The organism is Vibrio sp. 10N.247.311.47, assembly GCF_041467535.1.
Lineage (GTDB): Bacteria > Pseudomonadota > Gammaproteobacteria > Enterobacterales > Vibrionaceae > Vibrio > Vibrio crassostreae_C.
Map to the genome: position 1 here is coordinate 1 of NZ_JBFSUR010000031.1, position 13,448 is coordinate 13,448.

A 13,448-nucleotide genomic window follows, 5' to 3' on the forward strand; every position below is an offset into this window, starting at 1 on the left:
ATTTCATTCAGGCTTTCAGCAAACCTCTCAACATAATTCATAACCATAATACGCAGTTAATAATACGTGTAGTTAATTCTAAAGGTAGTATTCTCATCTTTTGTCCTTAAAATCCTTGTTCCAACTGACTCTCACGCTTCTTGCGCCGTTCAGGGTTTTCTTAGCGCATTTGAAATCAAATAATTATATGTGCGGCCAACATCTACACAATCCAACCTTCATTCAGCAAATCTAATTGACGAGAAACTTTGTCCATCTGATTTAACTTATCTTGCCACTTCTCTGTTTGCACTAACGAACCGCCGCGTTGTGTGTGATTCTTGTGAGCATTGCTGTTGTTTCTTTTTCAGATTTCACACACGCGACCAATGTTTTTTATCAACTGCACATGCTGAGCTTTCGTTCAAATCCATCAGCTAATAAAGTTCGTCTGTCTTACGTAGATTCGCACACACATTTTTCAAACCTTCTTAACGATTCTCTCTAGAGTTAGTACTTTGTGTTCAGTTTGCATAGATTCATTACACTTATTGCTGGTACACAACACCGATACTTGGCAGATCCATAATCACGGTTTGCCCTGAAATTACGTTCAATTGGACTTAGGTAGCTTTGGTAATAAACCTAAGAGTTACTTTAAACCCATTGCGCTTAGTTTTTCTTTACTTGTTTTCTCTAACTGATATGCCTGCTTTGAAGTCGCAATGGTGTTACCGCCTGAGATTAGAAAGCTTATAATGTTTATCGACACATGTAATCAATAAGTAAAGTGACACTGTAGCTAGCTGTACAGGTAAAGCTTGGTCCTATGGAACACAAAATAAAGAACCCAAATAATAACTGTATATTTACACAGTTAAATTATTATCCCCTTAAAAACGTTACCTTTCGTATAAATACCGAACAAAAACAACGCTATTTAGGCATATATCTGTCGCTGGGCGCGTATTTTTGCCTAGCAATCACGCTAGTGTCGTTGATCTCTTTTAATACGCTCATATCATCACACCTGACAGATAGCCTACGCGCGTAAATACGGACAGAGACCACGATGGTGGCACCGTAGGCTCATTACATAAGTCAGAAGATGGAATTAAGTTACAGCGTGACTTTGAACAAACCTATAGCTTACCCTTCTGTGAAATTGAGTACGTTAAGAGATCGACCCAAAATAAAGGGCTCGATCTCTCAACGTTCGATTCGGTCACCATCAATATAGAATATGAAGGTCAAGAGGAGCCAAGGTTTCGATTCTACATACGTAACCACGACGACAACTACAGCGCTCAAAGCGACCCTATTTCTAACAAGTTCTATCGCTTAGACTTATCATTCCCCAATAGAAAACACATCGATTTAGCATTCTCAAATTGATACGCGCCGCATTCCTTAATCGACTTCTACACAACACCTTACGCCTCGTAAGCTTTTTAAATACTTATTCTGTAAAGCACATATGTGGCAACGAAGCGCGCTCTAACCAGTGGTAAGTCACTCGCGGTATCGGTTTTGAACATTACCGTCGTCACTTATCTCGCACTGTTCTTAGATGAAATCCTCATTTGTCTGCTTCTGAACATTTATGCACTCGTACCCACTAAAAATAGAAGTCACAACGTCACTAGCCTTAAAAAACGCCATATATTTAACCACTTAGACGTGGTGACACAAATACTGACACCTAAAATGGCGATTGTTTTACTTTCAGATCTTACTGTAATTTAATTACAACTCAAAGCCAAGGAAAGCCTGAAAAGTGGATTACTCCGACGTAACTTGCTGAATATATGGTATTTAATGGTTTTTGGTAGATCGGGATTTAGGGTAACTAAAGAGTTGGGATGTACGAGATAATATACTAGAGGGTAATATATTTAGTTATAGTGCACTAAGGTGTTAAAAAAGAAGGGCTGATGCCCTACTCTTCTTTATTACTCATTTCTTCACGAATTTGCTCAGCAACAATTTTAATCGCTTGTCCTGTGCTGATGCCCTGAGTCATCATTTCTTGAATTCGTTCAACAGCTTTCTGTTGTTCTTCGTGAGAAAGGGTTGGTAAGTCGTTTAGCATGCTCTGCTCCTTTATTTAGGAGCAGAACTATATAAGGACTGTTAGTAACTAGCAAGGAAATTGATTGAAGCACCCATTGCATTTTCGTTTGTGTAGTTCGCACTTAGATCTAACTGGAACAAGTTGAGTGGCGAGATACCAATACCGGCTGTGACTGTTCCTTCCGAATCAGAGTAAGCTAGGTTCTTGTAGTACCCTCCCCTTAACTTAAGCTGACGCAGAAGATCGACTTCGGTACCAACACGAATCATCTGTTCGTTATCAGCAAACGAAGTAAACTTCTCAGTCTCATTTAGGTCGTAATCAACACTGAAAGAAAAGTAATCCGATACGATGCCAGCACCCACTGTGTATACCGGTTCAAGTTGGTAAGTGTATTTACCGCCAACTTGGTGTGTCGCACTACTTGTGCTGCTGTTTAGCGTTCTCGTCGTATCTTTGGTTTCGATGTCACGAGAGATTAAGTTAGTTGCTGCAACACCCACTCGGAACGGGCCGAAGAACCAAAGCGCACCAGCATCCATGTTAAATGCTGTTTCACCATCACTGTTTTCTCTTACATCAGATAAGTCGTAATCATCAACCGATGCGACATAGTTGTACGTGTAAATACGTTGGATTTTAGGTGTGATACCAAATGAGATGTGTTGCCCCATAAATGTTTGGTATTTTGCTAAAGAAAGGCCGACTTCTGCGACACCGATTGAAACCGCTTCAACGGTAGACAGTTCCACTTTATCTGCATCTGAACCTGTTGTGTAAACGTTAGGTGTCGCAAATGATTCTGTGTAGGCTTTAGCGAAAAGGTTTGCCGCGATAAACTGATTAGGAAGAGCAAAGGCGACTACACCACCCAGTTCAACATTGGCTTGGTTGCCATCCAACTTATTCAACGCCGCATCGAGTTCTGCGGTGTTTGATGCATCAACAACACTATCGATGTTCGATTTCATGTCGTTGGGGTCGTTATAGCTACCACCAAAACTTGGCGTGATCATTCCCATATCATCGTTACGACGATAAATGGCAACAAGTGCTGGGTTATAGAATGGAGCGGTTAGGAAGTTTGCTGAAACAACACCAACACCACCCATCGCATCACCACGCGCTTCAATGGCGTAGTTTGCTGCTGAAAGAGGAAGACTGGCGAATGCAATTGATGCTGCGAGTAGTTTAGTCGTATTTTTCATGCCGTTTATCTTTGTTAGATCCCTTACATAGTTAACGGCTCAATTCTAAATTACTTTAACTCTTCTTCGCTAGAAATATCATAAGTTTTACTGATAGTTTGTGCTTGTTCTATCGCTATGTCACCTTGCCAGCGTGAATGCACCATTGAAACCGCCAAAACGTAGCGATCATTGGGAAGTTCTTCGCCAGTTAGGTTCATTGGATAATCAGATTCATAGCTCTTGCCCCACACCTGCTCATAGTGTTCATCGATGTAATCGTACAAACCAATTTCGAGCTTAGGAAGCGGACAATAAGGGTTCAGCAGTTCTTTTTTATCGATGCGCCACGTGTCTTTTGATGCCCAACGAACTTGCTGACGAAAAGCAACGTCACCAAGAATAATCCAAGTACTCCATGAATTACCGCCATCGCCTTTCACACTTAAACGATACAGGCCTGACTCAAGTTGAGATGCTAAATTGTAACGCTTGCGGTATAGGCTCACCGATGCGTTGTTTACCACTTCACTGTCTTTGGTTAGCTCACTGTCCGATGAAACAATCTTATCGACCCATTTCTCGAAGGTAATATCTTGAATGTTGTTTTCGGATTCAACATCAATCGATACGCGAAAAGTATCTCGGCCAGGGCTTTGAATGATGTGTCTTTTAACGACGACTGAACTGATCCAATCTGGGAGTGTTTTTCTGGTGAGGGTTTTACCACAATCTTTGTTCAATGCTTGATCGAACAGCTCATTGAGGTGATCTTCTCGTGATTGAGAAGAGTTGATTTGCCAAACTTCCACTAGTGAATCAAACATCTGAGGTAAGTCATTATCCAACAGGTGTTTATGAACTTGAGTTAGAGTATCACTACTCTTAAACCAATCCGCAGCTTGCGCGGTATTCACCACGCAAGACAACATTAATAGTGGAAGTAAGGCTTTTTTCATTACGCTTTCATCTTGTAACCAACGCCACGCAGCGTTTCGATTTCTAGACCCGGCAGTTTCTGTCTTAGTTGCAGAACGTGCGTGTCTACCGTACGTGTTGTTGGGAAATGGTTGTAACCCCATACATGGTCAAGCAGCTCATCACGAGTGAATACACGGCCAAGGTTGCTTGCCAAAAATAGCAGTAGGTCAAACTCAGTACGCGTTAGGGTGACTTCCAGTTCATTGAAAAACACTTCACGTGTCGCTTTATCGATAACTAGATTTTGAGCCATCACTTTTGATGCATCTTGATCTTCAGCATCAGGCAGGCGTAACTGCGCGCGAATTCGAGCAAACAATTCAGCTTCAGCGAAAGGCTTAGTTAGATAGTCGTTTGCACCTGAGTCTAGGCCCGCAACTTTGTCTTTTACTGTGACGAGAGCCGTTAGCAAAATAACTGGGATGTCTTTCTTTTTCTTCCAACCTGGAAGTGAATCTACTGAGTCACCATCAGGAAGTTGACGGTCTAGAATCACTAGGTCCGCTTGTTCCCAGTAGCCTTCAACTTCAGAGATCAGTTCTGCATGCAAACATTCATATCCAGCTTGCTCAAGGCTAACTAATAAACCGTCAGCTAAATTTTTATCATCTTCAACGAGAAGCAATGTCTGTTTCACAAGGTATCTCCAAAATAAATGTTGTTGGGGGGCCGATAAGCGTCATGTGACCGCCCATTTTTCCGACCATAGATTCCACTATCGTCAGACCTAAACCGAGTCCACTCTTACTTACGAATGGCTTTCTTAGTTGCCCCCAATCTTTGCGGGACAAGTCTCCATTATCTATAACTTTGAATGTCAGCTTCTTGTCAGAAGTATTCAGTTCTAGTATCACTGGTGCGACACCGTATTTCACGGCGTTTCTGATCAGGTTGTCGATGCACGTTCCTAACCAATATACGTTTATTTTTGCAGCAATATCTTTGTTTACACGGAGTTCAATACCCGGTGCAAATTCTTCTTCAACTTTGTATTGAAGCCACTCTTCAACGCTTGGTACCCACTCTGTTGCGAGCGGTTGGTTGTCTGATTGCAAATAGTCTTTACTTGCTTCTGCCAACTGTCTTAAACGGCGTGTATCTTCACACAGCCTACGAAACTCATCATATACTGATTCTGGTAAGTGTTCGAACTCGCGTCTGAACCCTTCAACCGTCAATGACAAACTTGCAATCGGCGTTCTTAATTCGTGCGTTAGGATTTGAAGCACCAGCATGCGGCTCTTCATCTCTTGTTTCTTACTGTTCCAACGGTAAACCGCCCAACCTAAGACAAGCATGATGTTGGCAATAACCAAGATAAACATGGCGACTTGCAGAAGCTCTGAATGATCTTCTATTTCCCAACACACATTACCACGCTGGACAAAACAGCTTTTACCTTCTGAAGACAAGCTAAACGATAACCCAGCAAGCGTGGCATTTTCGTTCCAGACTGATTTTTTATACAGGTAATATCTGTAGCCGCGTTTTACCCACATCTCATCAAGCTCAACAAACATACTCGCACCCGCTAACAGCGCGGTGATTGCTTCGCTATCCATTTGTTGCAAGCGAGACAGTAGTTCATCGTGTTCGGTGTTTGGTCGCTCTTGAATATGCATAAAGCGCTTCAGAGAGTCGAATTTTTCTGGGTACTTCTCAACGTATCGTGCCGCATAAGAACCGCCGCCAGGGTGAATCAAACCACTACGGCTAAACCAACGGTCAGAAAGCTTGGTGCCTTTACACATTGCACGAGTAAAAACTAAAGGCTCAGTAATCAAAGGGCTTAACGGCAGTTTACCACTACAGGTTTTTGATAACTGGTACAAGCGCTGAATGTCTTTTAACGGGTACTCTGCTGTTTGTGGCAGCATAGAAGACGGCATGATCAAACGTGTTGGATAATCAGCCTGTAGCACTCGAATATCGTAAGATTCGATTGCCGTTTCATGATCAAAGAGTTTGGTGAAATTATCGATACGCTCAGGTAAAGAGTCGGCAAATGCGTTTGCAGACACAGACAACGTAGCGATAAGAAGAGTAAATGTTCTTTTGATGATCACAAACCAACGCAAATTCATATAGATCAACCAAATATATACCATTCGCTATCAAAGATAAATTTTTAACCGCATGAAAAACATTGAGAATGGCGAGCTACAGAGATAAAGGCCAATATATTACGGCCACATTGTACATACGTACTAGTAGGCTGATTGGCAAGCCAAACCTCAATTGCGACAAGTTTTGCATCAGGCTTCGTCAACTTCGTATCAACTGAGATCACACATAGAGTCGCTTTCGTAAGATAAAAAAAGGAGCTCAAATGAGCTCCTTATCGAGTTGTTACATATTGTTTAGAGGTGATCTCTATAGATGTTCTAAGATACTTAGACAACTCTTTTTAGCATCGCCAAACAGCATCTGCGTGTTCTCTTTGAAGAACAGTGGGTTTTGCACACCGGCGTAACCTGTGTTCATCGAACGCTTGAATACGATAACATTCTGAGCGTTCCAAACTTCAAGTACTGGCATACCAGCAATTGGGCTGTTTGGATCTTCAAGTGCTGCAGGGTTTACGGTGTCATTCGCACCAATTACCAATACAGTATCTGTCTCATCGAAGTCATCGTTGATTTCGTCCATTTCTAGAACGATATCGTAAGGCACTTTCGCTTCAGCAAGCAGTACGTTCATGTGACCCGGTAACCTACCAGCAACTGGGTGGATACCAAATCGAACATTAATGCCCTGCGCTCGTAGCTTGTCAGTGATTTCATGCACTGGGTATTGTGCTTGAGCTACTGCCATGCCGTATCCAGGAGTGATGATTACTGACTTAGAGTTTTTCAGCATATCAGCCACATCTTCAGCTGATGTTTCGCGGTGTTCACCTTGCTCTTCATCGCCATCAGACACAACCACTTCTTGGCCGAATCCACCAGCAATAACGCTGATGAAAGAGCGGTTCATCGCCTTACACATAATGTAAGACAGAATCGCACCCGACGAACCAACCAATGCACCAGTTACGATAAGCAGATCGTTTGCAAGCATGAAACCTGCCGCTGCTGCTGCCCAACCAGAGTACGAGTTCAGCATAGAGACAACTACTGGCATATCTGCACCGCCAATCGATGCCACTAGGTGGTAACCGAATGCGAATGCGATAAGTGTCATCACCATTAGTGCGAACATGCTGCCGTCTGCTTTAACGAACATGATCATCAGCAGTGTAGAAACTACGATAGCCGCTAGATTCCACTTGTGCTTATGAGGGATGTTCAATGCAGACGAAGAGATAACGCCACGAAGCTTACCAAACGCAACAATAGAACCCGTGAACGTCACCGCACCGATAAACACGCCAAGGAACACTTCCACTAGATGGATAACGTGCTCTGCATGAATATCTGCAGGGTTGATAGAAACAGCAGCAGGTGGATCGATGTAGCTGTTGTAACCTACAAGTACTGCAGCCATACCTACGAAGCTGTGCAGAATTGCAACCAGCTCTGGCATTTCAGTCATTTCTACTTTTCTTGCGTAGTGGATACCAATACCACCACCGATCACCATAGCAATGATGATCCACACAATACCAGCAGAGTGAGGGCCAAAGATCGTTGCGATCAACGCGATTGCCATACCCGTGATACCGTAATAGTTACCTGCACGCGCAGATTCCTGTTTCGATAACCCAGCCAAACTCATAATAAAAAATACAGCAGCAACAATATAAGCTGCTTGTACTAATCCTTCAGACATCTGTTACTCCTTAGTCTTTACGGAACATTTCAAGCATACGTTTGGTCACGGTAAAGCCACCAAAGATATTGATACTTGCAATTAATACGGCAATAAATGATAAGAACGTGACGACGCCACTTCCTTGTCCGATCTGTAACAGTGCACCTACTACAATGATGCCTGAAATCGCGTTAGTCACAGACATCAAAGGCGTATGCAGAGAATGGCTTACATTCCAAACTACGTAATAACCCACCACACAAGCGAGAACAAAAACGGTAAAGTGAGATAAGAACGCAGCTGGAGCAACCGAAGCTACCCAAGCGAATGCACCAACAGCTACCGCCATACCCGCCACTTTCTTAATTGGAGAAACAGGTTCTTCAACTTTAGGCTCTGGTTTGGCCGCTTTTGGCTTAGTTTGTTGTGGTTGAGCTGAAACTTGAATTGGTGGAGCTGGCCAAGTGACCTCGCCCTCTTTAACGACAGTAACACCACGCAGAACAACATCTTCAAAGTCGATATTGATGTTGCCATCTTTCTCTTTGCAAAGCAGTTTCAAAAGGTTAACTAGGTTCGTTGCATACAGTTGAGATGATTGAGTCGGCAGTCGACCAACCATATCAGTGTAACCAACCACCTTCACGCCATTAGCCGTTGTAATGACTTGATCCGCAACCGTGTATTCACAGTTACCGCCATTGGCCGCCGCAAGGTCTACAATCACACTACCTGCACTCATGCTGTCTACCATCTCTTTGGTAATCAGCTTCGGAGCCGGGCGACCTGGAATCAGCGCCGTAGTAATGATGATATCAACGTCTTTTGCTTGAGCTGCATAAAGCTCTTCCGCTTTCTTATTGAATGCTTCAGACATCTCTTTTGCGTAGCCGTCACCAGCACTGGTATCTTCCTTGAAATCCACTTCCAAGAATTCAGCACCCATCGACTCAACTTGTTCTTTAACTTCAGGACGAACATCGAATGAACGAACGATCGCACCTAAGCTACCCGCAGCGCCGATTGCCGCTAGTCCAGCAACACCAGCACCTGCAACCAGTACTTTTGCTGGTGGAACTTTACCCGCAGCCGTAATCTGGCCCGTGAAGAATCGACCAAACTCATGCGCCGCTTCAACAACAGCACGATAACCCGCGATGTTTGCCATAGAACTCAATGCATCTAACGCCTGAGCTCTTGAAATTCGTGGTACAGAATCCATCGCCATCACGTTGATGTTACGACTGGACAATTGTTCCATTAACTCTGGATTTTGAGCAGGCCAAATAAAGCTGACCAATGTTGCGCCATCTTTAAGAAGATCGATTTCATTTTTAGACTCGTCAACGATCGGAGCGTTAACTTTAAAGATAATATCGGATTTCCAAGCTTCATCTGCGGTGACAACTTTTGCTCCAGCTTGTTCATAAGCTGCATCTTCAAAACTTGCTAACGCACCTGCTTGTGATTCAACACAAACTTCAAATCCTAATTTTAGAAGCTGTTCTACCGATTTCGGCGAAGCAGCGACTCGCGTTTCACCTGCGAGCGTTTCTCTTGGTACACCAATTTGCATAGCTATTCCTTGACTATTGGCACGAATGACTTATTCGTTTGTATCTAACGACAACTAATACTTCAAGCGTTTTGTTCAAAGAACAGGAAAAGTTATTACTTATAACGATTTGGACGGAATTTAAGCGCTTCATTCGGATAAATGACGACCGTCTCGAACCAAGAGGTCAAACCACTTGCAAATAATCCTTTTAATAACAACTCACTAGCTGTTCTTTATCCATAAAACTAAAAAGAGCTTTCAGCATATACACTGAAAGCTCTCTAAATTATGACCAACATCAATTCTAACCCTAATTGGTTAGCTAAATATATTGTCGCCCATTTGGTCGATGAACATCTGCGATTTTTTGAGCATCAATTCATCGGCATCTTGTTTGTTTGAAACAACATCTGAACGAATAAAACGGTGAGTTTTGATTTCACCATCGAATTCTTTCTCGATTCGCCCAGCAACACGGTATTGACCAGTTTCTGCAATGGCATCTTGATAGATATTGAAACCCTTATATTCGACTGGCTCAATCTCTACTTTTTGTTCGGTTTTTTCTTTGCCACCAAATAATCTAGAAAAGAATCCCACGTTTTTTTACTCCTTAAATGACCGTATTCACCCTAAACTATCATGACTGTTTACGGTTCAACAACGGCTTTTCATACCATTGCAATTCTACGTCATCGTCAAAATTGTGTTGACTAAATATAACAGGCACATTGTCGTCACGTTCACGTCTTCGATCGTCAATAATCATACTTTCTGCATTTTTGACCGCGATCTCACTATTGCGTTTATAGAGCACCAATTTGTCTTCTGGCAATGCTGACAGAAAATCGATATCAAAACGAATATAGATAGGTTTTAGCTGGCCCAAAGCCAAGCACGCGAGATCGGCCAACTGTTCGTTGGTATAACTAGACACATATTCCTCGGTAGCCAATACATGACCGACCAGAGTTTCCATATAGTTATGTACATCAACACTAATTTGCATACCACACCTCCATTTGTAGCGGTTTTTCTAGTCGCAGTCGTTTCTAAAGTCACTTGAAACCATGCAATTCCTAATAGCTTTCTATAACTCAGTTATAGGTTTTACTGTCCATAGTTGAAACTTAGGTATTATTTAATCTTACTCTGACTTCATTACAGATCTTCGTCGCTTAATGAAAAGGTCACTCAATGATAACTGATCATCAAGCCCTTTAAGTGACAGCGCCAACGTAAGAGCAGCAGAGCAGATTTTGTTAAGTATCTATAACGACTAATTAATTTCTCATATATACTGTGTAGTTCGTTCTAAGGTTAATAGCAACTCAAAATACATATAAAAATGATTGCACCAATAGCGACCTATGACTATGTTTTTGCTCTAATTTAGGTAAAAAGCTTGGCAATCGCTTGTTTAACCGTATCCTACGCATAGTATTAAATAATAAGATCATCAATATAGTTAGGCTCACCACATAAATGGCATCATCTTTTGTAACGTCGAGCATGTTTCGATTTTGCTTCCCTTTAGTCCTGTTAACAATTTTGCTCGTTGGTATGGACAACGTCATTCTCGTGACGGACTCAAATTTAGGGTTTGCTAGCAACCTCCCTTACATTTTATTGAGCGTTGCGGTTCTGCTATGCCATACGTTCAGACAAGGTCGAATGGCGATGGTATCGGTGACCATGCTTGTCGCTTATCTGATCATCCAAGTTCGCTTACAAACGCCTCTCAATACTGGCACAACGCTATTAGAGCTTTCGTTACTTGCGGCATTAGTACCTGTCACTTGCTTACTTGTTTATGCCTTCCCTGATAACGGCGTAAACTCAAAGTCGATGCTGCTCTACGCCATCGTTCTTGTTCTGTTTATGGTGTGGGCACAATTGATCGTCTCTCACTTCCATGCCGGCGGTTTTGAATCATGGAGTGATGGTCTTCTATTTATTGTCAGAGACTTCTCCAAACTGCCTTTTGTTTTAGTGCTGTATAGCCTTTGCTTGCTTGGCCTTACTGCCATTCTCGTGTTGGTGTATAACCGCTCTATCGATGTTGTGGTTTATAGCGCTATCCTGCTTTCTTCTTGTACGTTCATCTTCTTCGATATTCAGTACATCTCGAGCACCATGTTCTCGCTGTCAGGCACGTTGATCATCGTCTATGTGATGTCTGCTAGTCATGATATGGCCTTTAATGACCAACTGACTAACATTCCAGGTCGACACGCCTTAGAAGTCGATATGAAGCACTTGGGGCGTAAGTATTCGATGGCGATGGTCGATATCGATCACTTTAAGCAATTCAACGACACCTACGGACATGACATTGGGGACGATGTGTTAAAACTGGTGGCACGCATTCTGAGAGAAACCACAGGCGGCGCTAAAGCTTATCGCTATGGTGGTGAAGAGTTCACGATTATCTTCAAAGGCAAACATTCGGAACAAGTTAAAGAGCACCTTCAAGCTCTGATTTCCGAGGTTCAAAACTACGACATGACGATTCGCAATAGTCACGAGCGCCCTGACGATCATGAAGTGGGGATGAAAAAGCGTGGTAAGAACGGCAAACCATCGGAAGTGGTGAATGTGACGGTGAGTATTGGATTGTCTGACAGTACAACCACCAGACATCCTGAAGAGGTGTTGAAGCTTGCTGACCAAGCGCTGTATAAAGCGAAAGAAACCGGTCGAAACAAACTGTGTATTGACCGTTAACAATAGTTGATAGCGAAAGATATTGAGTGCTAGAGATCTAAATAGCTTAAGCCATTAATAGCGATCTGCTTCAATAACTATCACTTCCAAGTTCAACGAGCCTCATTGATTTGAGGCCGTATGGGCTTAACTGGAAAAAAGAGCTTAATCTTGGTTGAAGAATATAACCAAGCTGCCACCTTTTAAGCTACTTCCGTAGTTAATCGTAAAACCTATTCCCACGTTATCGACCCACTCATTAAACAGGTTTGGGTTAAGCAACCAACCAACACTGCCCTCGTAGTAAGATGTGGTGCCCATAGATGCCACGGTGTCACCACCAATATCAATTCGTCTTATACTCGAGTACATCGAAGTGATGTTCTTATCCCAACGCACGAGATCATAGAAAACCTTGGCTTCATTGGCGATATACCACCCTTCAGGATGACCGACATTGCCATTATTCGCCTCGCCCCAGCCGATGCCATTAAAGTAATGCCAACTGGTGCTCAATTTATACTTTCCCCAGTCATTCTTATCTTCGTACATCAGCTTGATTTTAGGCTCGATGATGTAAGCCCAAGCATCAGTATTGAGATATACGCCATCCAGTTGGTCTTGAATAGGCTTTAGCAACGAAGCGCGATATTCATAATCATTGCGGTAGTAAGAGATGTGGTTACCGATTGCAGAGCTGAAGCTCCAATATTCGTCTAGCTGGGACACATTCGCGAATTCGACGTAGCCAGACACTACCGACTCTTTTTGAAAATCGTTTCTGTTTGCTGCCGCGTACTCGACATCGTTCTCGATTCGCAATGCAGACAAGCGTAGCGTCACCTCTTGATGGTTGTCTTCGATGTAACTTGGTAATTCAAATGTGTAAGGCAAACTCAGGGAGGTGATGTTTTGGCGACGACTTACCGAATCATTCGAACCGATGTCTTCATTGTCCAAACTAAACACTTTATTGGGGTCAAAGTTATTGATACCAAAAGTGAAAACATCGGTGTCGTTGAGCAATACACTGGTGGCAAAGCTCTGCTCTAGATCCTTTCGAAAAAGATCAGATAGCGTATTGGCATTAACAGTGGTCGCCAAAGCGGTAAAAAATAGAGGAACCGCAAGCGTCCAAGATGTGTTAGTCATAGAAAATGACTTCGAATGTGGCATTTCTTTTATCACTTAAAGCACTTCCTAGCTCAAA

General features: G+C 42.7%; 12 protein-coding genes and 1 pseudogene. 3 read left to right on the forward strand and 10 right to left on the reverse strand.

The annotated features are described in order from the left end of the window. Positions 1 to 892 precede the first annotated feature (892 nt). Positions 893 to 1,371 (forward strand): annotated as a pseudogene (locus tag AB6E51_RS18550) (GGDEF domain-containing protein); the annotation flags it as partial. Between the two features lie 87 nt (positions 1,372 to 1,458). Further along, the gene (locus AB6E51_RS18555) at positions 1,459 to 1,725 is read left to right on the forward strand and encodes a hypothetical protein (protein WP_372058724.1); all 267 of its coding nucleotides are present in this window, start codon (positions 1,459 to 1,461) and stop codon (positions 1,723 to 1,725) included. A gap of 193 nt (positions 1,726 to 1,918) precedes the next feature. On the opposite strand, the gene AB6E51_RS18560 is transcribed toward AB6E51_RS18555, so the two are convergent. The 9 genes from AB6E51_RS18560 to AB6E51_RS18600 all read right to left on the reverse strand — a co-directional run bounded on the left by AB6E51_RS18560 (position 1,919) and on the right by AB6E51_RS18600 (position 10,541). Next, positions 1,919 to 2,071, reverse strand: a complete 153-nt coding sequence (locus AB6E51_RS18560; RefSeq protein WP_017073513.1) for a YoaH family protein — start codon at positions 2,069 to 2,071, stop codon at positions 1,919 to 1,921. Positions 2,072 to 2,112: 41 nt separating this feature from the next. Further along, positions 2,113 to 3,261 (reverse strand): conjugal transfer protein TraF, encoded by a 1,149-nt coding sequence (locus AB6E51_RS18565; RefSeq protein WP_017079243.1) that lies wholly within the window; start codon positions 3,259 to 3,261, stop codon positions 2,113 to 2,115. Positions 3,262 to 3,311: 50 nt separating this feature from the next. Beyond that, entirely contained in the window at positions 3,312 to 4,199 is an 888-nt protein-coding gene (locus AB6E51_RS18570; protein ID WP_065584952.1) for a DUF2861 family protein, read from the reverse strand. Beyond that, the gene (gene vxrB, locus AB6E51_RS18575) at positions 4,199 to 4,858 is read right to left on the reverse strand and encodes a response regulator transcription factor VxrB (RefSeq protein WP_009845363.1); all 660 of its coding nucleotides are present in this window, start codon (positions 4,856 to 4,858) and stop codon (positions 4,199 to 4,201) included. The genes AB6E51_RS18570 and vxrB overlap by 1 nt, the downstream gene beginning before the upstream one ends. After that, a complete protein-coding gene (gene vxrA, locus AB6E51_RS18580; protein WP_065584951.1) occupies positions 4,833 to 6,305 on the reverse strand; it encodes a sensor histidine kinase VxrA in 1,473 nt (490 codons plus the stop codon). Before vxrA ends, vxrB begins: the two co-directional genes overlap by 26 nt. Before the next feature lie 289 nt (positions 6,306 to 6,594). Next, the gene (gene pntB / locus AB6E51_RS18585) at positions 6,595 to 7,992 is read right to left on the reverse strand and encodes a Re/Si-specific NAD(P)(+) transhydrogenase subunit beta (protein WP_065584950.1); all 1,398 of its coding nucleotides are present in this window, start codon (positions 7,990 to 7,992) and stop codon (positions 6,595 to 6,597) included. 10 nt (positions 7,993 to 8,002) lie between these two features. Further along, the gene (gene pntA, locus AB6E51_RS18590; protein WP_017069088.1) at positions 8,003 to 9,550 is read right to left on the reverse strand and encodes a Re/Si-specific NAD(P)(+) transhydrogenase subunit alpha; all 1,548 of its coding nucleotides are present in this window, start codon (positions 9,548 to 9,550) and stop codon (positions 8,003 to 8,005) included. A gap of 300 nt (positions 9,551 to 9,850) precedes the next feature. Then, entirely contained in the window at positions 9,851 to 10,132 is a 282-nt protein-coding gene (locus AB6E51_RS18595; RefSeq protein ID WP_065584949.1) for an HlyU family transcriptional regulator, read from the reverse strand. Positions 10,133 to 10,172: 40 nt separating this feature from the next. Further along, positions 10,173 to 10,541: a late competence development ComFB family protein gene (locus AB6E51_RS18600; RefSeq protein WP_017060104.1), complete on the reverse strand. Its 369-nt coding sequence runs from the start codon at positions 10,539 to 10,541 to the stop codon at positions 10,173 to 10,175. A 476-nt stretch (positions 10,542 to 11,017) separates the two neighbouring features. On the opposite strand from AB6E51_RS18600, the gene AB6E51_RS18605 reads away from it, so the two are divergent. Then, a complete protein-coding gene (locus AB6E51_RS18605; protein WP_065584948.1) occupies positions 11,018 to 12,259 on the forward strand; it encodes a GGDEF domain-containing protein in 1,242 nt (413 codons plus the stop codon). 144 nt (positions 12,260 to 12,403) lie between these two features. Here the strand turns inward: AB6E51_RS18605 and AB6E51_RS18610 are convergent, their stop codons facing one another. Then, positions 12,404 to 13,414, reverse strand: coding sequence for a Solitary outer membrane autotransporter beta-barrel domain (locus tag AB6E51_RS18610; protein WP_029235232.1), 1,011 nt, complete (start codon positions 13,412 to 13,414; stop codon positions 12,404 to 12,406). Positions 13,415 to 13,448 lie beyond the last annotated feature (34 nt).

Excerpts from the sequence above, each read along its gene's own strand:
- pntA (WP_017069088.1), bottom strand. The coding sequence starts at position 9,550 with ATGCAAATTGGTGTACCAAGAGAAACGCTCGCAGGTGAAACGCGAGTC.
- pntB (WP_065584950.1), bottom strand. The coding sequence starts at position 7,992 with ATGTCTGAAGGATTAGTACAAGCAGCTTATATTGTTGCTGCTGTATTT.
- AB6E51_RS18565 (WP_017079243.1), bottom strand. The coding sequence starts at position 3,261 with ATGAAAAATACGACTAAACTACTCGCAGCATCAATTGCATTCGCCAGT.
- AB6E51_RS18605 (WP_065584948.1), top strand. The coding sequence starts at position 11,018 with ATGGCATCATCTTTTGTAACGTCGAGCATGTTTCGATTTTGCTTCCCT.
- AB6E51_RS18610 (WP_029235232.1), bottom strand. The coding sequence starts at position 13,414 with ATGCCACATTCGAAGTCATTTTCTATGACTAACACATCTTGGACGCTT.
- AB6E51_RS18600 (WP_017060104.1), bottom strand. The coding sequence starts at position 10,541 with ATGCAAATTAGTGTTGATGTACATAACTATATGGAAACTCTGGTCGGT.
- AB6E51_RS18560 (WP_017073513.1), bottom strand. The coding sequence starts at position 2,071 with ATGCTAAACGACTTACCAACCCTTTCTCACGAAGAACAACAGAAAGCT.
- vxrA (WP_065584951.1), bottom strand. The coding sequence starts at position 6,305 with ATGAATTTGCGTTGGTTTGTGATCATCAAAAGAACATTTACTCTTCTT.
- AB6E51_RS18570 (WP_065584952.1), bottom strand. The coding sequence starts at position 4,199 with ATGAAAAAAGCCTTACTTCCACTATTAATGTTGTCTTGCGTGGTGAAT.